This window comes from Streptomyces sp. NPDC056224, assembly GCF_042267665.1.
In the GTDB taxonomy this organism is placed as follows: Bacteria; Actinomycetota; Actinomycetes; order Streptomycetales; family Streptomycetaceae; genus Streptomyces.
This window is the reverse complement of record NZ_JBHJTK010000061.1, coordinates 1-20035: the sequence shown is the minus strand read 5'-3', so window position 1 is coordinate 20035 and position 20035 is coordinate 1. Positions and strand designations below refer to the sequence as shown.

The window sequence follows — 20035 nt, the reverse complement described above, 5'->3', positions numbered from 1 at the left end:
TCCTCGCGTCAGTCCTCGCGCTTCGCCCGGCTCGGCTGGACCCGCTTCGGTTCGCCCGGCATCTTCGGATAGTCCGGAGGGTAGGGCAGGTCCTCCAGGCCGTGCTCGTGCTCGTCGCGGGCCGCGAGTTCGAGTACGGCGTCGAGGACGAAGGCGTGGTCGTCCATGTCGGCGTGCAGGTCACCCAGTTCGGCGAAGCGGGCCGGCATGGTCACGATGTCGAAGTCGCGCGGCTCGGCGTCGTCCACCTCGTCCCAGCGCAGCGGCGCCGACACCGGGGCGTGCGGGCGGGGGCGGATGGAGTAGGCGGAGGCGATCGTGCGGTCGCGCGCCGTCTGGTTGTAGTCGACGAAGATCCGCTCGCCGCGCTCCTCCTTCCACCAGGCCGTCGTGACCTTGCCCGGCATGCGGCGCTCCAGTTCCCGGCCGAGGGCGATGGCGCACCTGCGGACCTCGGTGAAGGTCCAGCGCGGCGCGATCGGGACGAAGACGTGCAGGCCGCGGCCGCCCGAGGTCTTGGGCCAGCCCCGCAGACCCAGCTCCTCCAGCAGGGCCCGCAGCTCGTGCGCGGCGGCCACCGCGTGGTGGTAGTCGGTGCCCGGCTGCGGATCGAGGTCGATCCGCAGCTCGTCGGGGCGGTCGGTGTCCTCGCGCCGTACCGGCCAGGGGTGGAAGGTGAGGCAGCCCAGATTGGCGGCCCACAGCACGGCGGCCGGCTCGGTCGGGCAGATCTCGTCCGCGCTGCGGCCGCTCGGGAAGGCGATGTGGGCGGTCGGAATCCAGTCGGGAAGGTTCTTCGGTGCCCGCTTCTGGAAGAAGGACTCGCCCTCCACCCCGTCCGGGTACCGCTCCAGGGTCGTCGGCCGGTTTCGCAGGGCCCGCGTGATGCCGTCGGCGACCGCCAGGTAGTACTCGGCCACATCCCTCTTGGTGAGGCCGCGCTCCGGGAAGTACACCTTGTCCGGGCTGGACAGGCGTACCGTCCGCCCGCCCGCGTCGAGCTCGATCGCATTACCGGCAGCACCCATGTGCGCCACGCTAGGCGGGCCCGGCCGGACCTGCACACCGGGCGGGGCCGGACGTACCACCGCAGAATCGAAGGCATGGATCTGCCGGTGATGCCGCCCGTGAAGCCGATGCTCGCCAAGTCCGTGGCCAGGATCCCGCCCGGCATGCAGTACGAGGCCAAGTGGGACGGCTTCCGCGCCATCGTGCACCGCGACGGCGACGAGATCGAGATCGGCAGCCGCACGGGCAAGCCCCTGAACCGGTACTTTCCCGAACTGGTCGCCGCCCTGAAGGAGAACCTGCCCCCGCGCTGCGTCATGGACGGCGAGATCGTGATCGCCCATGGCGGACGCCTCGACTTCGACCGGCTGACCGAACGGATCCACCCCGCGGCCTCGCGCGTGAAACTGCTCGCGGAGACGACCCCCGCCAGCTTCGTCGCCTTCGATCTGCTCGCACTCGGGGACGAGGCGCTCCTCGACACCCCGCTCGCCGAGCGCCGCCGCGCCCTCGCCCGCTCCCTCTCCACCGCCCGGCCCCCCGTCCACCTCGCGCCCGCGACCACCGACCCCGCCCTCGCGCAGGAGTGGTTCGAGCGGTTCGAGGGCGCCGGGCTCGACGGGGTGGTCGCCAAGCCCCTCGATCTCCCCTACCGGCCCGACGCGCGCCTCATGTACAAGATCAAACACGAGCGTACGGCCGACGTCGTCCTCGCGGGTTTCCGTTTCCACAAGAGCGGTCCGATCATCGGATCGCTGCTGCTCGGCCTGTACGACGGCCAGGGCGCGCTCCAGCACGTCGGCGTGTGCGCCGCCTTCCCCATGAAGCGCCGCGCCGAACTCGTCGAGGAGCTCGAACCGCTGCGCATGCCGGACCCCGGGGGGCACCCGTGGGCCGCCTGGGCCGAGGAGTCCGCCCACGAGAGCGCCCGGCTGCCCGGCGCGACGAGCCGCTGGACCGGGAAGAAGGACCTGTCCTGGGTGCCGCTGCGCCCCGAGCGGGTCATCGAGGTGAAGTACGACCACATGGAGGGCGACCGGTTCCGGCACACGGCCCAGTTCGGCCGCTGGCGGCCCGACCGGGCGCCGGAGAGCTGCACTTACGCCCAACTGGAGGAAGTGGTCCGCTACGACCTCGCCGAGGTGCTCGGCCCGCCGCCGGGCGACTGACCGGGCCACCCGTCCCACCCGACCCGTCCCGGGCCGCCCTGCTCACCCGGGGTCGGCTTCTCCCGCTCCTCACCCGAGGTCAGCTTCTCCCACTCCGCCCGGTCCGGCCCCACCGCGTTCGGCGCGTACTGCGGGCGCGCGGCCAGCCAGCGCGCCACCCGCGCCCGGATCTGCGGATCCGCGTACGCCCGCTCCGGCGGATCGGCCAGGTGCCGGACCCTGGCCCGGGCCCGCATCACCTCCGGGTCCTCCAGCGCGCATTCGAACAGCGCGGCCACCTCGCGGGCCGTCCCCGTACGCCCGGACCGGGTCGCGAACCGCTCCCCGATGGCCTCGTCGGCGGCCACCTGGAAGTCGAACCACGGCTTCAGCGTGCGCACCGCCCAGGCGTGGTGGCCGGCGGCGAACGCCTCGGATCCCGGGTCCTGGTGCGCCGTGCGGGCGACCCGGCGCGCGGCCCACAGCGCGAGCGAGGTGCCCTGTCCGAGGGTGGGGTTGGTGTGCGTGATCGCGTCCCCGACGGGCACCAGCCCGCTCACCACCGGGCCCCGCTCGTCGGCGAGGGCGCTCCACCGGTTGTCCAGGCTCGCGGTGGCCAGTACCTCCGACAGCGGCTCGGCGCCCAGGGCCAGCCAGGCCGCGCCGGGCGGGAAGGTACGGGCGGCGGCCTCGAAGACGGCGGTGTCGCGCAGCGCCGAACGCGTGGTGTCGGCGGTGTGCACGAACAGCGTCACGGCGAAGAGCCGGTTGTCGGCGGGGAAGACAGCGCACCCGGCGAAGGCGCCGCCCGTCACCGCCCAGGGCCGACGCGGCCCCTCCTCCATGCCCTCGGGCAGGCGGTACCAGCGGCAGAAGTACGCGAGGCCCGTGCGGTGGCGTTCCACGACCGGTGGGCGGCACCCCGCCGCGGCCAGCCAGCGCTCGGCGCCGCCGCGCCGGCCGCCCGCGTCCACGACGAGGTCCCCCTCGTAACTCCCGACCACCGTGGTCACTCCCGTCACCCGGATCCCCGGCTCCGTGAGCAACCCGGTGACCGGTTCCCCGTACCGCGCGACGACACCCGGTTCGGCGCGCAGGGCGGTGGCCAGCGCGCTCTCCAGGACGATGCGCCGGGCCTGGAGCATGACCAGGTCCTCGTCGCCGGGGCGCGCGGGCGGCCGTACGTCGAACCAGTCCAGCTCGTGCCGCTCGCGGGCGCCGAGCCGGAGCATCTCCTGGTGGACGTCGGGCAGCTCGTCCCGCAGGACGTTGCGCGCGGCGCCCAGCAGGGCGTGCGGCTGCGTCGCCTGCGGTACGGTCGGCCGCCGCCAGCCGAAGAAGTCGCGATCGAGCGCGGTGCCCGGAGCCCGCGTGTCGCGCTCGAACAGTTCGGCCGTGTGCCCTCGGCGCGCCGCGAGCAGGGCGGTGGCAGCCCCTCCGACACCTCCGCCTATGACCAGTACGTGTGCCATTGCGCCCCCCTGAGCCGCTGAACGGTATGACGATCAGACCGCCCAGAGCCTGCGCGGACGGAACCTGGCCGAAACCCGTACAGACGTCCGATGGCCGGCGGTTCGGGGCCCGCGCCACCGGTTCAGCCCCACCCCACCGCCACCCCACCGCCACCCGCATGTCACGGCCATGCGGTTCACGTGCTCCGGCGACGGGCCTCGACCGCCTGCCGGGTCTCCTCCTCGATCAGGTCGGCGTTGACGGCGACGGCCGCGCGGACCCCGGACACGGCCGCGCCCGCGACCTGCTCCATCGGAGCGGTGACATTGCCCGCCGCCCACACGCCCCGGAGGGCGGTGGCACCGGTCACCGGGTCGGAATCGACGCAGGTGCCGATGACGTGGCCGTCCCGCTCCAGGGAGGTCACCGGCAGGCCCAGCCCGGTCAGAACGCCGGAGCGGGCGGTGAAGCGGGGCGCCACCACGAGCGCCAGGCAGCCCTGCACGCCTCCGTCGGCCAGGGTGACCCCGGTCAGCCGGTCCTCTTCGACGAGGAGACCGGTCACCTCGCCGCCGACGACCTCGACACCCCGGGCGGCCAGCAGCTCACGGTCCTCGGCGGTGAGCTTCCAGGTGTGCGACAGCAGGGTGGTCCGCCCGCTCCACTGCCGCCACAGCCCGGCCTGGTGCACGGCGAGGGGGCCGTCGGCCAGCACCGCGACCGGCCGGTCGCGGACCTCCCAGCCGTGGCAGTACGGGCAGTGCAGCACGTCCCGCCCCCAGCGCGCCCGGAGCCCCGGCACGGCGGGCAGCTCGTCCACCAGCCCGGTGGCGACCAGCAGCCGGCGTGCCCGGACGGTCGAGCCGTCCGCGCAGCGGACCAGGAAACCCCCGTCGGGCAGCCGGTCGGCGGCGACGACCGTGCCCGGCCGGATCCGGCCGCCGTAGCCCGTCACCTCCGCCCGCCCTTTGGCCGAGAGTTCGGCCGGTCGCGCTCCGTCGTGGCCGAGGTAGCCGTGCACGTGCGCGGCGGGTGCGTTGCGCGGGCTGCCGGAATCGATCACCAGCACCGAGCGGCGGGCCCGGGCCAGGGTCAGCGCCCCGGCGAGCCCGGCCGCCCCACCGCCGACGACCACCACGTCGTACGAGGTGTCCCCCGGGTGCCTCGCATCTCCTGCATCTCCTGCATCTCCTGCATCGCTTGCGTTGTCCATGTCTGCGAGGGTCCGCCCGCCGCCCCGCGCTTGACAAATGTTCTTGCCGAAGCGGCAAATGGGTTCATGGCCACCGAAGAGCAGGACGAGGAACTCGCGGGTGTGCTGACGGCCGTGGGACCACGCCTGCGCGCCCTGCGCCGCCGGCGCGGCACCACGCTGGCCCAGCTCAGCGAGACCACCGGAATATCGCTCTCCACCCTCTCCCGGCTGGAATCCGGCCAGCGCAGGCCGACGCTGGAACTACTGCTCCCGCTGGCCAAGGCCCACCGGGTGGCGCTCGACGAACTGGTCGGCGCGCCCGACACCGGGGACCCGAGGATCCGCCCGCGCCCCTTCGTCCGGCACGGCCACACCTTCGTGCCGCTGACCCGCAATTTCGGCGGGGTGCACGCCTTCAAGCAGATCCTCCCGCCCGTCGAGGGCACCCCGCCGCTGCCGGAACTCCGAGTCCACGAGGGCTACGAGTGGCTGTACGTGCTGTCCGGGCGCGTCCGGCTGCTGCTCGGCGAGCACGATCTCGTCCTCGGCCCCGGCGAGGCCGCCGAGTTCGACACGCGCACCCCGCACGCCTTCTTCAACCCGGGTCCGCAGGCGGCGGAGTTCCTCAGCCTCTTCGGCCCGCAGGGCGAGCGGATCCACGTCCGCGCCAGACCCTCCACCCCATCGGAAGGACGCACATGAGCACCACCGGCGAACGCCCCGAACGAGCCGTCCCCCAGCCCAACGCCGTCGTCGGCGTCGGCTTGGTCGTGGTCGGCCCGGACGGCCGGGTCCTGCTCGGCCAGGCACACGACGGCCGCTGGGAGCTGCCCGGCGGCAAGGTCGACCCCGGAGAGGGCTTCGAGCAGGCCGCCGCCCGGGAACTGGCCGAGGAAACGGATCTGCGGGCGGACCCCGAGGCGGTCCGGGTGCTCGGCGTCCAGATCGACGCGACGTCCGGCATCACCCGGCTGACGGCCGCCGCGGTGACCACGGCGGCCGTCGGGGTCCCCGCCGTCACCGAGCCCCACAAGATCGCCCGCTGGGAGTGGTTCGCCCCGGCCGAGATCCCCGGAGCCCTCTACGCCCCGTCGGCGGCCGTGCTGCGCACCTGGCGCCCGGACCTCACGGCCCTGCCCCACGTGCCTTCGTACGACTATCCGACCGCGACCGGAAGCGTTCTGTAGAGCGGAACGCCCCGCCGTCCGCTACGGAATGCCGGCGCGCGACTCGCACCGCGTCGCGACGTCGGCCGTGCCCACCTCGCCGTCGCAGGTGTCGGTGTCCGGCCCGCCGTCGAGGACGTCGTCGCCGGGTCCTGCCGCGATAGGCCGCAGACGAGGTCGTTCCCGCCGTTGCCGTTGACGACGTCGCCGCCCGGCGATCCGACGATGACCTCGTCGCCGGGCGTTCCGGTCAGGGTGGCGGGGGGTGCCGAAGCACGTGGTCCGGGCTGCGCGGGCGTCGGCCGGCGGTGGTCCCGGTGTCATCAGCGCAGCCGTGATGACGCCGACCGTGACGAGTCGAGCCATGCAGAGCCTCCGGTTCCGGGGAACTGTCTCGGCGCAGACATGTCCCGCGACCCCTCGGCGGCCCGCCCTTCCTCGGCCGTCTGCCGCACCGCGTCCGTCGTACGAATGACCTGACGCCACGTCCGCACGCCCCTACGCCACCGTCTTCGGGGCGAAATTGCCCTCGCGCAGGTCCTCCGCCAGCAGCCGCTTCGCGATCGCGTCCGCCGCCACCCGCAGTTCGGCGCTCCGCGGCCGCCCCCGGTCCTTCTCCAGCTCGTTGCCGAGCCACTGCGCCCATGCCGCCGAGATGACCTGGGCCTCCCGCTGCCCGGCCGGGGTGAGCGTGAAGAAGCTGTCCTCGCGGCCGAGGAACCCCTCGTCCACCATCCGGTCGAAAACGGGGAGCAGTACCTCGGGCGGCACGGAGCGGCGCCCCGCGATCAGGCCGAGGCCGGCGTGGCCCACGGTCCGGGTCATCATGTCCACCTGCATCACCGCCCACGCGCCCGCGATGTCCAGCCGGGTGTCGGAGTTCTCGACGATCGCGCGCGCCGTCTTCGGGCCCATGGTCCGGACGAGCTTGCCGACCGCCAGCTCCAGCAGTTTGGCCGAATCCCCCGAGGCCGTGGCCGGCGAGGCGAAGCCGTCCCCCATGTCCGTGGACCCGGCGCGGGCCGTGTCGCGCAGCCGCACCTGCTTGAGGAAGAGCGCCACGACGAAGCCCACCACCGCCACCGGCACCGTCCACAGGAACACCGTGTGCAGGGCCAGCGCGTACGCGTCGATCACCGGACCCGCGGCCGCGGGGTCGAGCCCGTGCACCCCCTGCGGGCTGGACGCGGCCTCGGCCAGCCGCGCCGGGTCCTCTCCGGTGAGCCGCGCCGCCTGCGCGACCGCCGCCTCCAGTTCGGGCCCCAGGGTGTTCGCGTAGATCGTTCCGAAGACCGCCGCCCCGAAGGCGCTGCCGAGCGTACGGAAGAAGGTGACCCCGGAGGTGGCCGTGCCCAGGTCCGCGTAGTCGACGGTGTTCTGCACCGCGATCGTGAGGACCTGCATGGACAGGCCGATGCCCGTACCGAGTACGAACATGTACAGCGACTCCAGCAGGCTGCTGGTCCCCGGCTGCATCCGCGACAGCAGGTACAGGCCGACGCCCATGACCGCATTGCCCACGATCGGGAAGATCCGGTACTGGCCGGTCCTGCTGGTGACGGTGCCGCTGAACACGGAGGCGAGCAGCAGCCCGAAGACCATGGGCAGGGTCCGGACGCCCGAGACGGTGGCCGAGTCCCCGTCGACGTACTGGAGGTAGGTCGGCAGGAACGTCAGCGCGCCGAGCATCGCGAACCCGACGATGAAGCTCAGCACGGAGCACACCGAGAAGACCGGATTGCGGAAGAGCCGCATCGGCAGCATCGGCTCCGCGGCGCGTGTCTCGGCCACACAGAACAGGGCCAGCGCGAGCGCACCGCCCGCGAACAGGCCGATGATCACCGGTGAGGTCCAGGCGTACTCGTTCCCGCCCCAGCTGGTGGCCAGGATCAGCGCGCTCGCGCCGATCGCGACCAGGGTGATGCCCAGGTAGTCGATGACCGGCTTGCCCCCTGCCCGCAGCGCCGGGATCGTCCGGGCGGCCGCGACGACGACGAGGATCGCGATCGGAACGTTGACGTAGAAGCACCACCGCCAGCTCAGCTGGTCGGTGAAGAACCCGCCGAGCAGCGGGCCGATCACGGTGGCGACGCCGAAGACGGCGCCGATCATGCCCTGGTACTTGCCGCGTTCGCGCAGGGGCACCACATCGGCGATCAGCGCCATCGCGGTGACCATCAGGCCGCCGGCCCCGATGCCCTGGACGCCGCGCCACACGATGAGGAAGGTCATGTTGCTCGACAGGCCGCACAGGAAGGAGCCGCTGATGAAGACGACGGCGGAGATCTGGAAGATCAGTTTCCGGCCGAAGAGATCGCCGAACTTGCCCACCAGCACCGTCGCCACGGTCTCCGTGAGCAGGTAGGAGGTGACCACCCACGCCATGTGGTCCCCGCCGCCCAGGTCCGCCACGATCGTGGGCAGGGCGGTCCCCACGATCGTCTGGTCGAGTGCCGCGAGCAGCACGCCCAGCATGATCGTGCCGAAGACGACGTTGCGCCGCCGCCGGTCGAGCACGGGGGGCGCGGCGGCTACGACGGGGACAGTGGTCACCTTCGCACTGTCACAGCGCCCCCGCCGCGCCGCATGCGGCGCTGAGCCGTACGGAGGAACCGCGCGCCGGAGGTCAGCGCAGGTAGGCCAGCCCGGGGTGCTCCGCCGCGTACCCGTCGAGCAGCCGCCGCGCCACCCCCACCGAGTCCACCAGCGGGTGCAGGGCGAAGGCCTTCACCGCGGCCGCCCGCGAGCCGCTCGCGGCGGCCGCCAGGACCTCCCGCTCGACGGCCTTGACCGCCGTCACCAGCCCCACCGCGTGCAGCGGCAGCGGGTCGACGCCCACCGGATGGGCGCCGTTCGCGTCGACGAGGCAGGGCACCTCGATGACCGCGTCGGCGTCGAGGACCGACAGCGTGGAGCCGTTGCGGACGTTGAGGATCAGCGTGGCCCGCTCGTCCCGGGCGATGGCCCGCATCAGCGCGAGCGCGACCTGCTCGTAGCCGCCCGACTCCAGGTCGCTCTCGTCGCGTTCCCCGACGCCCGCCGCCTCGCGGTTTTCGGCCATGTACGTGGCCTCGCGCTCGGCCCGGGTCCGGTCCCAGGCGGCCAGCGCCGCCCCGGCCGGCTGCCCGGAGCGGCCGGCCTCGGCGTAGAAACCGCGCTGCTGGTCGCGCAGGAAGGCTCCGCGCGTCTGCCCGGCCTCCTGGTAGGCCCGTACGGTGTCACGGTTGAAGTAGTAGTAGTGCAGGTACTCGTTCGGGATCGCGCCGAGCGAGCGCAGCCAGTCGGCCCCGAAGAGGCGCCCCTCCTCGAAGGACTCCAGCGCCTCGGTGTCGGCCAGCAGCCGGGGCAGTTCGTCGCGGCCGCCGACGCGCAGCCCGCGCACCCAGCCCAGGTGGTTGAGGCCCACGTAGTCGATCCACGCGTCCTGCGGCCCGGCCCCCAGCAGCCGGGCGATGCGCCGGCCGAGTCCCACGGGGGAATCGCAGATGCCGATCACCCGCTCGCCGAGTTCCTCGGCCATCGCCTCCGTGACCAGCCCGGCCGGGTTGGTGAAGTTGATGACCCAGGCCTCCGGGGCGCTGCGGGCGATCCTGCGCGCGAGCTCGCGGGCCACCGGCACGGTCCGCAGGCCGTACGCGATCCCGCCGGCGCCCACGGTCTCCTGGCCGAGCACCCCTTCGGCCAGGGCGATCCGCTCGTCGGCGGCCCGCCCCTCCAGCCCTCCGACACGGATGGCTGAGAAGACGAAGCCGGCGCCGCGCAGGGCCTCGTCGAGGTCCCCGGTGGCAGTGACGGCCGGGGCGTCCGGCACTCCGGCGGCGGCCGCCTGGTCCGCGAGCACCCGGGTCATGGCGGCGAGCCGTCCGGCGTCCTCGTCGTACAGCGTGACGTGGGTGACCCGGCCCTCGGCACGGTCCGCGAGCAGTGCTCCGTACACCAGGGGCACCCGGAAACCGCCCCCGCCGAGGATCGTCAGCCGCACGCCCTTACCGCCCTTCGTCCGTGGAGTCAGGGAACCAGTCTCCCCCGGCCGCTCACTGCGCCGGCGACGGCACGGCGCGCAGTCTGGCCCCCTGCGGCCGGCCGGGCCCGGCGCCCCGGACGGGACCCGCGGGCCCGCCCTGCGGGCCGGAGAGGATCAGGGTGATCCGGGTCAGCCCCATCGCGTCCAGCATCCGGCTGGTCTCGGCCACCATGCGGCAGCGCACCAGCCCCCGACGCGGGTCGGGGTGGCGCACGGTCCGTACCGCCCCGTCCTGTTCGGCGGCCTCGGCTCCGCGCAGGCTCAGCCAGTGCGGAACCCCGTACCGGTAGGCCGCTTCCATGAACGGGTCGCGGGCCACCTCCTGGCGGATGCTGCGCAGTCCCTCGTCCTCCGGGGCCGCGGCGAGCGCGGTGGCGAACTGGGCCAGCAGCGGTACGCACCAGGCAGGTTCGTGGTCCTCCAGCACGCCCGCCGCGTCCGGGTGGAACAGCACGAAGCGCAGGAAGTTGTCGTCCGGCAGAGCCGTCGGATGCGGCCGGACGGACTGGAAGAGCTGGTCGAAGGCCGAATTGGTGAGCGCTACGTCCCAGCGGTGGTCCACCAGGAAGCTCGGGTAGGGCGCGGATTCCATGAGGGCCGCGTAGTCGCGCAGGTAGTCGCGCTGCGCGGGGTCCTGCGGCAGCCGGTTCTCCTCGGCGGCCCGCCACGTGGGCGGCGGGTCGCGGTCGACCATGACGCGGAACAGCCAGAAACACTGCCGCTCGCTCATTTCCAACGCCTGCGAGAGGGCGAGCAGTTTGCGGTCCGTCCACTCCTTGACGAGGCCGCGTTCCCAGTTTCCGTACGCACGCACGCTGATGCCCAGCCGGGCGGCGACATCCTCCTGGCTCAGCCCCAGCTCCTCGCGGCGCTGGCGCAAAATCTCCTTGCGTCGCTCCGACCGCACGGCGCCGCGTGCGGACTCATCGCCCGCCAGGCGCTCCTCACCGGCTCGGGCGAGGCCATCGGACGGGCCCACCGCTGCGAGATGTGGCACCGAGAGCTCCCCCTCCTCACGGTCTGGATCTTCAATTTCCGTGTGGCGATCCTGCTACCGACTTCATTCGAGTGTCAACTATTGTGGCAATTCCAGCCTCTTGACAGCTCATTCCCGCCACAGCTGTGGCACGTTCTAGCCCTTCGCGGCCGGAACGGCTAGATTCCAGAAGCCGACCATGTGCCCGGGCGCTGCCCGAACCGACTTCGCGCGATCTAGGAGAACCACTGGTGACAGACGGCTTCCCGGCTCCCGTCGCGGTGGCCCACGCACCCCTGGCCGCCACCGTCACTCGCGTCGCCGAACTCGCGGGCAAAATGGGCCGCGACCTGAACCAGGTCTTCGACCTGCGACGCCTGTCCGAGGCCTCCGGCGTGCCCACGGACGTGGTCAGGACCCTGCTCGACGGCAGGCCCGCCGGCGAACCCGATCTGCAGACCCGCTTCCTCCAGCGCCTCGACCTGCTCCGGCGCACCCGGGTCAAACCCAACGGCCGCCGCTACACGCAGCAGGAGATCGCGGACGGCGCGGGCATGTCCCGGCAGCAGGCAGGCGCCCTGATCAACGGCGACCGCCGCCCCACCATGGAGCATTGCGACGCGATCCAGCGCTTCTTCGGGGTGCACGCCGGATTCCTCACCGCCCACGACGCCGACGCCCTCACCGACGCGCTCCAGCGGACCGAGCAGCAGCTGCTCCAGGACTTCGCGGGCCGGGCGCGGGAAACCGTACCGGCCGCGGCCGCTTCGGCCGGGGATCCGCTGGCAAGACTCCTCCAGAACCACGGCGTACGGGGCATCGCCTGGCGGGCCGCCCAACTGCCCAGCGACAAGCACCGGGACAAGGTGACCGAATGGCTGGACATGCTTCTCGAGAGCGTGAAACCGAACGAATCCTGACCCAGTCGAAAGTCTGGGTCTGATCCTTGAGTCCTGATCCGGATCCACGCCGACGGGGAGAACGGTGAGCATAGGCAGAGAGCAGCGGCGGTTGTGCGGGGAGCTGGTGGCCGGGATCCGGCTGACCGCCCCCGTGGAGCCCGTGGACCTCTACGCCGCCCTCTGCGAGGGCATGAGCAGACACCGCGGCCGCCGGGTGGACTTCCGGATGGCCTCGTTCCCGCCGGGGACGGCCAGCGGCCTGTGGCTCGACATGGCGGACCGCGATCTCGTGGTCATCGAGGAGCGCACCGCACCCGACCACCAGCTGGTGATCCTGGGCCACGAGTTGTGGCACATGAAGGCCGGTCACTGCAGCCACCACGTCGACGGCGCCGCCGTCGCCGCCCGGCTGCTGTCCGACGAGGCCGACATCGGCGAGACCGTCCGCCGGGTCGCCGCGCGCACGCGTGCCGACGTACGGGAGGAGACAGAGGCCGAGACCTTCGGTTTACTGCTGGGAAGCCGGTGCCGGACCTGGCTCGCCGGGTCGGCGAGCCACCGGGCTCCGGCACAGCGCGACCATTTGGCGGGCCGGATCGAGGCCGCGCTGGGCTACCGGGGGCACAGGAACGATCGTTGAACGGCCAGGACTACTACATACCGGCAGCGGCGATGGCGGTCTCCCTCGCCTTCAAGCTGCCGGCCCTGCGCCACAACTGGCGTGATCCACTGCTGCGTTCGGTCTGCGCGCTGCTGATGCTGGCGGGAGCCGTCTTCGCCTTCGCCGCCCCGCCCACCATCGCGGCGGTCAACCGCTGGACCGGGGTCCCCAACATCTCGGCTCCGCTGGTGTACTGCCTGATCACCGCGTTCAGCGCCTCCTGCCTGGTCCTGGTGGTCAACTGGCGCGGCGGCCCGGCGGAGGAGACCCGCCGCGTCTCGCAGCGCTGGATCCTCGGCTACAGCGTGGTGATCGTGGCCCTGATCGTGCTCTTCGCCCTGGGGGACGCCCCGGTCGAACGGCTTCGCGACCTGGACACCCACTACGCGAACACGCCGTACATCCGCGAGATGATCGCCCTCTACCTGGTGGCGCACAACGTGGCCGCGGTGGTGATGGTGGCCATGTGCTGGCGCTGGTCGCTCCAGGTGCGCGGCTGGCTGCGGGTCGGTCTGATGATCATCGTCGTCGGTTACATGTTCAACCTCAGCTACGACGCCACCAAGATCTCCGCCGTCGTCGCCCGCTGGACCGGCCACGACCTGGACTTCCTCAGTACGCTCGTCGCCCCGCCGCTGGCCTCCGTCGGCGCGCTGATCAGCGCGATCGGCTTCGTGCTCCCCCTCGTCTGCCAGCGCCTGTCGGACAACTGGGAGACCTGGACGACGTACCGGAAGCTCGGCTCGCTCTGGCAGGAGGTGCAGATCTCCGCTCCGGCCGGCACCCCGTCCGTGCAGATGGCCTGGTGGTCCGCAGCCGAGCTGCGCGTGATCCAGCGGGAGTCCGACATCCACGACGGATTCCTGCACCTCGGCCCGTACTTCGACCGGAGCCTGCGCGACGGCGCCTACGAGCGCGCCGTCGCGGAGGGGGCCGACGAGCCGGCCGCCCGCGCCGTGGCCGACGCCGCCATGGTCGCGGCCGCCGTGCGGGCCCGCTCGGCGGACCCCGAGGGCAAGGTCATCGGCGAGGGCGAGGAGACCGTACTCGACACCGCCGACGGGCCCCGCGACCTGCTGCGGATCTCCCACGCCCTGCGGCATTCGCCGGTGGTGCGGGAGGTCCGGGAGCGGACCGCGCTGTCCGGACCGCCGTCCGGATCCGGATCCGGATCCGCGCAGTTCTAGCGTGCGGCGGCCACCGCCGTCGCCGGGAAGAGGTCCTGGAAGGGCCCCGCGGAGTCGTTGCCGTCCCGGCCGAAGGGCGCGTCGAAGCTCCAGACCATGAACAGCAGGAACACGATCAGCGCGCTGAACAGCCCGGCCAGCAGCAGCTCCCGGCCGGACCGGCGGATCTGCAGGGTGAAGATCAGCCCCACCGTGACCACCCCGCCCACGAGCAGCCCGAACCACACCACGCCCGGCAGCGTGGACTCGGAGCTCTGCGTCCGCGAGTGCCGGGCGTCGTCGGCGGCGGCGATGTGGTCCAGCAGCGGCTGGTAGGCCTGCGCCTGCAGCTCGTTCGCCGGGCTCTGGTGGGTGACGTCGCTGCGCAGCTTGCCGAGCAGTTGGGCGCCCTCGGCCGACGCGCCCTCCCCGGAGGTCAGCAGCGGCCAGTCCACCGCGACCGTGTGGGAGACGTACGCGTTCACCTCGCCGCGGATCCGGTCGCGGACGGCGGCGGGGTAGACGTCGGCGCGCTGGGTGACCTCGTACAGCGCCTGGGCCTCCCGGCGCACGCTGTCCTCGGCGGCGCCGCGCGCCTCCCAGACGCCGGCGATGGCCAGGCCCAGCACGATCGCGTAGACCACGCCCACCATCATCGTCATGTACTCGATGACGTCGGGGGTTTCGCTGGTGTCCTCGTCATCGGCGACCCGGCGGTGCCGGATCGCGGTGATGGCGAGGACGAGGGCGCAGACGAGCGCCATGGCAATGGCCAGGACCAGCCATTCGGACACGAGGATTCTCCCCTTGTGGATCGTCGGGTGGATGCGTGGGCGGGTGGATGCGTGGGCGGGTGGATCGTCGGGGGTGCGGTGGGCGGACGTGCGGCGGCGGTCAGCCGCGGCTCTTGGAACGCGGCCGCAGGGCGGCGGCGGCGAGTACGGCCGGCGTGGTGACCACGACCATGAGCATCACGGTGGACATCCCGCCCGGCCCGCGCCGCTCCAGGGCCACCGATCGGTACGGGCGCACGTGGAAGGCGCTCACGGGCGCGGCGGCAGCCGCCCCGGGCCGGGGCGGGGCGGGGTCGACCGCCGGATCCGGACCGGTCACCGGCCCGGCGGCCGGCGCGGGCACCGACGGCTCCGTCCCCCCGGCCCGGGCCTCTTGCGCGGGCCCCTCGGGACCCGGCGGCTCCGGCCGCGCCCGCTCGGGCGGCCCGGCGGCGGGCGGCTCGGCGGCGGGCGGCTCGGCGGCGGGCGGCTCGGGCGACCGCCCCGGGTGGTGCACGGTGGGCCGGGCCGTCCCGTGCGCACCCGGCCCCACCGAGGGTGGCCGGAACACGGGCCGGCCCGGCTGCCCTGCGGGCACGCACACGTCGACCCGGGCACCGCGGCCGTTGCCGTCGCCCGCGACCGCCACGTGGCCGTGCAGCGGGCTGAGCGCCGCCACCAGGCCCGCCCCGGCGAGGTACTGCCATGCGGTCACCGTGTCCTCCCGATTCCGCAGCACATATGAGGGTTACGGCTGAAGAAACGATCAGGGCGCGGCTTCGATACGCGGCAGACAGGTCAAGATCCATGACCGGGGGGTGACTTCAGGCCATCGGCCGCCCGGCCCGCGACCGAGCGGGACGCCGCGCCCCATCCGCTCCGCCGCGGCGCTCCGGCGCGTCACTCCGCGCATATGACAATCGGAGCGGAGGATGAACCCGTGGACACGGACGTCATCAACGTCGGCGCCGGGCCGACCGCCCTCGACACCCGCCGCCTCGACACGGCGGGCCCGGCATGAGCACCGCGCCCGCCGAGCTGTCGCGGGGCGTGCGCCGGATCACCCTGGACGCCGCCGGCACTCCCCTGTCCGCGCTGCTCTGCGAACCGCCTGGCGGCGCGCCGCGGGCCACGGTGGTCGCGGTGCACGGGGCGGGCATGAACTCCGGCTACTTCGACGGTCAGGCCCATCCCGACCTCTCCTTACTCACCCTGGGAGCGCGGCTCGGGTACACGGTCCTGGCCGTCGACCGGCCCGGCTACGGACGGTCCGCGGCCGCGCTGCCCGAAGGGCAGTCCGTCACCGAGCAGGCAGCCACCCTCGCCGCCGCGGTGCGCGACTTCGCCGCCCGGCAGCAGACCGGGGCCGGCCTCTTCCTCCTCGCCCACTCGTTCGGCGGCAAGGTCGCGCTGCTCACCGCCGCCGACCATGCCGCGCCCGGCCTCCTCGGTCTGGAGATCTCCGGCTGCGGCCACCGCTACGTGCCCGACGCCTTCACCGGCGAGGGCGCGTCCCGGGGCGGCCGGCGCAGCTGGGGTCCGCTGCGGCTCTACCCGCCGAACACCTTCGCCACCTGCGGCTCGATCGTCGGCCCCGTGCCGGCCCGGGAACAGGCGGACATCGCCCGCTGGCCCGAGGTCTTCCGCGACGCCGCGGGCCGCGTCCGCGTGCCCGTGCGGTTCACGTTCGCCGAGCACGAGCCGTGGTGGCGCTACGACCGCGACGCGCTCGCCGAGCTGAGATCGCGACTCACCGCCGCCCCGAGCGTGCACGTCGACCGGCAGCCGGGGGCGGGCCACAACATCAGCCTCGGCCACGCGGCCCGGTCCTACCACCTGCGCTGCCTCGGCTTCTTCGAGGACTGCCTGGTGCGGCGGACCGTCACCTACCGCTGAACGCGGCGCCCCGCAGCCGGTGCGGCTCCGGCGAGAACAGGAGCGGGCATGCGAAAGGGGCGCGACCCCGGGTACCTCCCGGCGGTGGCCGGGGGAGGGTCGCGCCCCTCACGCAGTGGTCGTGCCACGTCTCACGCCTCGGGGGAACCGCCGAACCGCTCGCGGTAGGACTCCAGGTCCTCCTCGGTGACCCGGGCGAACAGCACCGGCGGCACGGTGAACGGGGTGCCGGCCGCAACGGCGTCCAGGGAACGCGCCTGCTCCGGGGTGACCCACGCGGCGGTGTCGTCGGCGAGCGCGAACGCGGAGCGCATGGCGCGCGCCGAGGCCGGGATGAACGGCTCGGAGACCACCGAGTAGAGGTGGATGAGGTTCATCGCGGTGCGCAGGGTGAGCGCGGCGCCCTCCAAGTCGGTCTTGACCTCCGTCCAGGGGGCCTTCTCGTCGAGGTAGGCGTTTCCGGCCGACCACAGGGCGCGCAGTGCGGCCGCGGCCTTGCGGTACTGGAGCGCCTCCATGTGGCCCTCGTACTCGGCCAGCAGCTCGGCGATCTGCTCGCCCAGCTTGGCCTCGACCTCGCCGGCGGCGCTGCCCGCGGGGACCTCGTCGCCGAAGCGCTTGCGGGAGAAGGTCAGCACGCGGTTGACGAAGTTGCCGAGGGTACCGCCGAGGTCCTTGTTGACCGTGGCCTGGAAGTGCTCCCACGTGAAGGACGAGTCGTCGGACTCGGGCGCGTTGGCGATCAGGAAGTAGCGCCAGAAGTCGGCCGGGAGGATCTCGAGGGCCTGGTCGGTGAAGACGCCGCGCTTCTGCGAGGTGGAGAACTTGCCGCCGTAGTACGTCAGCCAGTTGAAGGCCTTGACGTAGTCGACCTTCTTCCACGGCTCGCGGGTGGCCAGCTCGGTGGCGGGGAACATCACCGTGTGGAACGGGACGTTGTCCTTGGCCATGAACTGGGTGTAGCGGACGTCATCGGCCTCGTACCACCACGACTTGTAGTCGCGGTTCTCCGGGTCCAGGTCCGACCACTCCTTGGTCGAGCCGATGTACTCGATCGGCGCGTCGAACCAGACGTAGAAGACCTTGCCCTCGGCGGCCAGCTCGGGCCACGTGTCGGCCGGCACCGGGACGCCCCAGTCGAGGTCACGGGTGATGGCGCGGTCGTGCAGGCCCTCGGTCAGCCACTTGCGGGCGATGGAGGACGCCAGCTGCGGCCACTCCTCCTCGTGCTGCGCGACCCAGGCCTCGACCTCGTGCTGGAGCTTGGACTGCAGCAGGAAGAGGTGCTTGGTCTCGCGGACCTCCAGCTCGGTGGAGCCGGAGATGGCCGAGCGGGGCTCGATCAGGTCCGTGGGGTCCAGGACGCGGGTGCAGTTCTCGCACTGGTCGCCGCGGGCCTTGTCGTAGCCGCAGTGCGGGCAGGTGCCCTCGACGTAGCGGTCCGGCAGGAAGCGGCCGTCGACCGGCGAGTACACCTGCCGGATCGCGCGCTCCTCGATGAAGCCGTTCTCCTGCAGGCGGCGCGCGAAGTGCTGGGTGATCTCGCGGTTCTGCGCGGAGGAGCTGCGGCCGAAGTAGTCGAAGGACAGCTCGAAGCCGTCGTAGACCGCCTTCTGGGCGTCGTGGGCCTGCGCGCAGAACTCGGCGACCGAGAGCCCGGCCTCCTTGGCGGCGAGCTCGGCGGGGGTGCCGTGCTCGTCGGTGGCGCAGATGTAGAGGACGTCGTGGCCGCGCTGGCGGAGGTACCGGGAGTACACATCCGCCGGAAGCATCGACCCGACCATGTTGCCCAGGTGCTTGATCCCGTTGATGTACGGAAGCGCGCTGGTGATCAGGTGTCGAGCCATCCTCGGATGCTCCATTTCATATGTGCGGTACCACGTGACGTCACGGACTGTGAAGGAGGTTCATCGTATCGAACCGCCGAAAGGCCACGCGCCGCATTTGTTCATGGGTGGGAGTAACGCAAAAGCGAGGGCAGTGACCTCTCCGTCACGGCCCTCGCGATCGGGGCCATGCTACAGCCGGTCGGCCGCGCACCCGACCGCCGCCCGGGCGGTACCCGCTGCGGGCATATGCATTTCGGTGCCGGCTGGGCCCCCGTGCGGTCGACATCGATCACGCGCCGATCATCACCGACGTATTGTTCCCAGGTTTCTTCTTTGCGCCCTCCGGATGCGCCCCTCCCTGCTTTCCTGCTACGGCGCGCACAGGGGATGAGGTGGAACGGTGAGCGATGGCGGACCGGAGGAGTCCGGTGGGGCCGTGGGACTTCCGAGCCGGCGCCGGCGGCCGACGCCGATGAGCCAGTGGAATCCGACGGCACGCCTGTCGTACTGGGCCTTCCACGCCAATCGGCGGCCCGCCTACATGCGCTTCGCGTACCTGCAGCTGGGTTCCGACGCGGCGGCCGAGCAGGCGGTGGACGCCGCCTTCGACTCGATCATGGGCGAGTGGCTCCGGATGCTCCACATGGACCGCCTGGACGCCTACGCGTGGACGGTGCTCAAGCACTGTCTGGTCGACTGGCGGCAGCGCCCGCGCCACCCCTGGCAGCGGCGGCCCCGGCCGATGGACATCAGCGCCTTCGAAGCCGCCCTCAAGGACGTCCACGCCGACCGGTACGAGGTGCTGACCGACACCATCCGCTTCTACTCCGCCGTGTCCAGGCTCGCCGAACGGCAGCGCGACGCCGTGCTGCTGCGGTACGGGCTCCAGTGCTCCCCCGGCGAGGCCGCCTCCGTGATGGGCGTCGACGAGGCCACCGTCCGCTCGTACCTCGGCCAGGCCCACCGGCGCCTCGCCCGGCTCCTCGACACCTCCGCCGGCCCGCTCGGGTCCGCCGGGCCCGCCGAGCCCGCCGGATCCGACGAATCAGCCGAATCAGCCGAATCAGCCGAATCATGAGGCACCACGAACGGCGGCAGCCGCAGGAGGGCGACGCAACCCGGCGCTCCCTGGCCGAGTTCCTCGCCCGGGCGGGCGTCCGCGACCGCTACCCGCACTACGACCTGGGCGCGGCCGAGGCCCGGCTGCTGCGCGCCACCCCGACCCCACCGGCCTCCGGCCACCGCGCCCGGCGCCGGTCGGTGTCCGGCTGGAGCGACCCGGCACGGGACTGCCCGCTCGACGCCGAACGCGCCCGCCGCGACCTCAAGGCCGCCTGCCTGGCCTCCGTGTGCGCTCCGCAGGCCGAGGCGCAGCTCGTCTGCTTCCTCGCCTCCCGGCACACCGACCTGGCCGGCGCGGTCGTCTTCGGCTGCCTGCTGTACCTGGCCGGGCTGCGCGAAGGCGCCCGGTTCTGGTGGCAGTTCGCCGCGGGCGGGGCCGGTCCGCGAACGGCCCAGGCCGCGTACTGCCTCTTCCTCGACCACTCCCGGCGCGGCGAGTACCACGACGCCCGGCACTGGGCGCGCGAACTGGGCCGCCGCGGCTTCCGGCCCGGCGGCCGGCGGGACCTGCGGGAGGTACGGCTGTGCACGCAGGCGGCCGTCCTGCGGTACGTCGACCAGCTCGACGATCCGGACCTGGGCCCGGTGCCGCTGCCCAGACCCGGGCTGCCCGGAGTGCTGGCCGCGTTCCAGCAGCCCCCGGCCGCGGTCGCCGGCGCCGCGGCCGGCCCCCCGGCGCGGTGACGTATAAAAAACTACGAGCCCACCAGACAAAGC

General features: G+C 72.8%; 19 protein-coding genes. 9 read left to right on the top strand and 10 right to left on the bottom strand.

Annotation, left to right across the window (positions count from 1 at the left end):
* Positions 1-8: 8 nt before the first annotated feature.
* Positions 9-1028, bottom strand: a complete 1020-nt coding sequence (ligD, locus tag ACFCZ1_RS35600; protein ID WP_376682434.1) for a non-homologous end-joining DNA ligase — start codon at positions 1026-1028, stop codon at positions 9-11.
* A gap of 75 nt (positions 1029-1103) precedes the next feature.
* Here ligD and ACFCZ1_RS35595 point away from each other — a divergent pair, with 75 nt between their 5' ends.
* Positions 1104-2177 (top strand): ATP-dependent DNA ligase, encoded by a 1074-nt coding sequence (locus ACFCZ1_RS35595; RefSeq protein WP_376682433.1) that lies wholly within the window; start codon positions 1104-1106, stop codon positions 2175-2177.
* On the opposite strand, the gene ACFCZ1_RS35590 is transcribed toward ACFCZ1_RS35595, so the two are convergent.
* Positions 2135-3628 carry an NAD(P)/FAD-dependent oxidoreductase gene (locus ACFCZ1_RS35590; RefSeq protein ID WP_376682432.1) on the bottom strand — a complete coding sequence of 498 codons (1494 nt, stop codon included), beginning with the start codon at positions 3626-3628 and terminating at the stop codon, positions 2135-2137. The genes ACFCZ1_RS35595 and ACFCZ1_RS35590 overlap by 43 nt on opposite strands.
* Before the next feature lie 176 nt (positions 3629-3804).
* Positions 3805-4821 carry an NAD(P)/FAD-dependent oxidoreductase gene (locus ACFCZ1_RS35585; protein ID WP_376682431.1) on the bottom strand — a complete coding sequence of 339 codons (1017 nt, stop codon included), beginning with the start codon at positions 4819-4821 and terminating at the stop codon, positions 3805-3807.
* Positions 4822-4887: 66 nt separating this feature from the next.
* Between ACFCZ1_RS35585 and ACFCZ1_RS35580 the strand changes: the two genes are divergently transcribed.
* Entirely contained in the window at positions 4888-5505 is a 618-nt protein-coding gene (locus ACFCZ1_RS35580; protein WP_376682430.1) for a helix-turn-helix domain-containing protein, read from the top strand.
* Complete coding sequence (locus ACFCZ1_RS35575) at positions 5502-5990, top strand: NUDIX hydrolase (protein ID WP_376682429.1); 489 nt, start codon at positions 5502-5504, stop codon at positions 5988-5990. Before ACFCZ1_RS35580 ends, ACFCZ1_RS35575 begins: the two co-directional genes overlap by 4 nt.
* Here ACFCZ1_RS35575 and ACFCZ1_RS35570 read toward each other — a convergent pair.
* From ACFCZ1_RS35570 to ACFCZ1_RS35555, 4 genes are all read right to left on the bottom strand, one after another.
* On the bottom strand, positions 5960-6223 hold the full coding sequence (locus tag ACFCZ1_RS35570; protein WP_376682451.1) for a hypothetical protein: 264 nt from the start codon (positions 6221-6223) through the stop codon (positions 5960-5962). The two genes, ACFCZ1_RS35575 and ACFCZ1_RS35570, sit on opposite strands and share 31 nt — an antisense overlap.
* A gap of 244 nt (positions 6224-6467) precedes the next feature.
* The gene (locus tag ACFCZ1_RS35565; RefSeq protein WP_376682428.1) at positions 6468-8522 is read right to left on the bottom strand and encodes an MDR family MFS transporter; all 2055 of its coding nucleotides are present in this window, start codon (positions 8520-8522) and stop codon (positions 6468-6470) included.
* 73 nt (positions 8523-8595) lie between these two features.
* On the bottom strand, positions 8596-9951 hold the full coding sequence (locus ACFCZ1_RS35560; RefSeq protein ID WP_376682427.1) for a 6-phospho-beta-glucosidase: 1356 nt from the start codon (positions 9949-9951) through the stop codon (positions 8596-8598).
* Positions 9952-10003: 52 nt separating this feature from the next.
* The gene (locus tag ACFCZ1_RS35555; RefSeq protein ID WP_376682426.1) at positions 10004-10990 is read right to left on the bottom strand and encodes a helix-turn-helix domain-containing protein; all 987 of its coding nucleotides are present in this window, start codon (positions 10988-10990) and stop codon (positions 10004-10006) included.
* Between the two features lie 230 nt (positions 10991-11220).
* Between ACFCZ1_RS35555 and ACFCZ1_RS35550 the strand changes: the two genes are divergently transcribed.
* The 3 genes from ACFCZ1_RS35550 (at position 11221) to ACFCZ1_RS35540 (ending at position 13719) form a co-directional block, all read left to right on the top strand.
* A complete protein-coding gene (locus ACFCZ1_RS35550) occupies positions 11221-11889 on the top strand; it encodes a helix-turn-helix transcriptional regulator (protein ID WP_362391283.1) in 669 nt (222 codons plus the stop codon).
* Between the two features lie 64 nt (positions 11890-11953).
* On the top strand, positions 11954-12511 hold the full coding sequence (locus ACFCZ1_RS35545) for a toxin-antitoxin system, toxin component (RefSeq protein WP_328928674.1): 558 nt from the start codon (positions 11954-11956) through the stop codon (positions 12509-12511).
* Positions 12508-13719, top strand: coding sequence for an MAB_1171c family putative transporter (locus ACFCZ1_RS35540; protein ID WP_376682425.1), 1212 nt, complete (start codon positions 12508-12510; stop codon positions 13717-13719). The genes ACFCZ1_RS35545 and ACFCZ1_RS35540 overlap by 4 nt, the downstream gene beginning before the upstream one ends.
* On the opposite strand, the gene ACFCZ1_RS35535 is transcribed toward ACFCZ1_RS35540, so the two are convergent.
* Complete coding sequence (locus ACFCZ1_RS35535; RefSeq protein ID WP_376682424.1) at positions 13716-14492, bottom strand: hypothetical protein; 777 nt, start codon at positions 14490-14492, stop codon at positions 13716-13718. The genes ACFCZ1_RS35540 and ACFCZ1_RS35535 overlap by 4 nt on opposite strands.
* Positions 14493-14592: 100 nt before the next feature.
* Positions 14593-15186 carry a hypothetical protein gene (locus tag ACFCZ1_RS35530; protein ID WP_376682423.1) on the bottom strand — a complete coding sequence of 198 codons (594 nt, stop codon included), beginning with the start codon at positions 15184-15186 and terminating at the stop codon, positions 14593-14595.
* Between the two features lie 302 nt (positions 15187-15488).
* Here ACFCZ1_RS35530 and ACFCZ1_RS35525 point away from each other — a divergent pair, with 302 nt between their 5' ends.
* Complete coding sequence (locus ACFCZ1_RS35525; protein WP_376682422.1) at positions 15489-16367, top strand: alpha/beta hydrolase; 879 nt, start codon at positions 15489-15491, stop codon at positions 16365-16367.
* 131 nt (positions 16368-16498) lie between these two features.
* Here the strand turns inward: ACFCZ1_RS35525 and metG are convergent, their stop codons facing one another.
* Positions 16499-18214: a methionine--tRNA ligase gene (metG, locus tag ACFCZ1_RS35520; RefSeq protein WP_376682421.1), complete on the bottom strand. Its 1716-nt coding sequence runs from the start codon at positions 18212-18214 to the stop codon at positions 16499-16501.
* 418 nt (positions 18215-18632) lie between these two features.
* Here metG and ACFCZ1_RS35515 point away from each other — a divergent pair, with 418 nt between their 5' ends.
* A complete protein-coding gene (locus ACFCZ1_RS35515; RefSeq protein WP_376682420.1) occupies positions 18633-19274 on the top strand; it encodes a sigma factor-like helix-turn-helix DNA-binding protein in 642 nt (213 codons plus the stop codon).
* Positions 19271-20002, top strand: a complete 732-nt coding sequence (locus ACFCZ1_RS35510; protein ID WP_376682419.1) for a hypothetical protein — start codon at positions 19271-19273, stop codon at positions 20000-20002. Before ACFCZ1_RS35515 ends, ACFCZ1_RS35510 begins: the two co-directional genes overlap by 4 nt.
* Positions 20003-20035 lie beyond the last annotated feature (33 nt).

Bases quoted from the DNA above. Each gene is read 5' to 3' on its own strand.
- ligD (WP_376682434.1), bottom strand. From the start codon at position 1,028: ATGGGTGCTGCCGGTAATGCGATCGAGCTCGACGCGGGCGGGCGGACG.
- ACFCZ1_RS35525 (WP_376682422.1), top strand. From the start codon at position 15,489: ATGAGCACCGCGCCCGCCGAGCTGTCGCGGGGCGTGCGCCGGATCACC.
- ACFCZ1_RS35590 (WP_376682432.1), bottom strand. From the start codon at position 3,628: ATGGCACACGTACTGGTCATAGGCGGAGGTGTCGGAGGGGCTGCCACC.
- ACFCZ1_RS35575 (WP_376682429.1), top strand. From the start codon at position 5,502: ATGAGCACCACCGGCGAACGCCCCGAACGAGCCGTCCCCCAGCCCAAC.
- ACFCZ1_RS35585 (WP_376682431.1), bottom strand. From the start codon at position 4,821: ATGGACAACGCAAGCGATGCAGGAGATGCAGGAGATGCAGGAGATGCG.
- ACFCZ1_RS35510 (WP_376682419.1), top strand. From the start codon at position 19,271: ATGAGGCACCACGAACGGCGGCAGCCGCAGGAGGGCGACGCAACCCGG.
- metG (WP_376682421.1), bottom strand. From the start codon at position 18,214: ATGGCTCGACACCTGATCACCAGCGCGCTTCCGTACATCAACGGGATC.
- ACFCZ1_RS35580 (WP_376682430.1), top strand. From the start codon at position 4,888: ATGGCCACCGAAGAGCAGGACGAGGAACTCGCGGGTGTGCTGACGGCC.
- ACFCZ1_RS35595 (WP_376682433.1), top strand. From the start codon at position 1,104: ATGGATCTGCCGGTGATGCCGCCCGTGAAGCCGATGCTCGCCAAGTCC.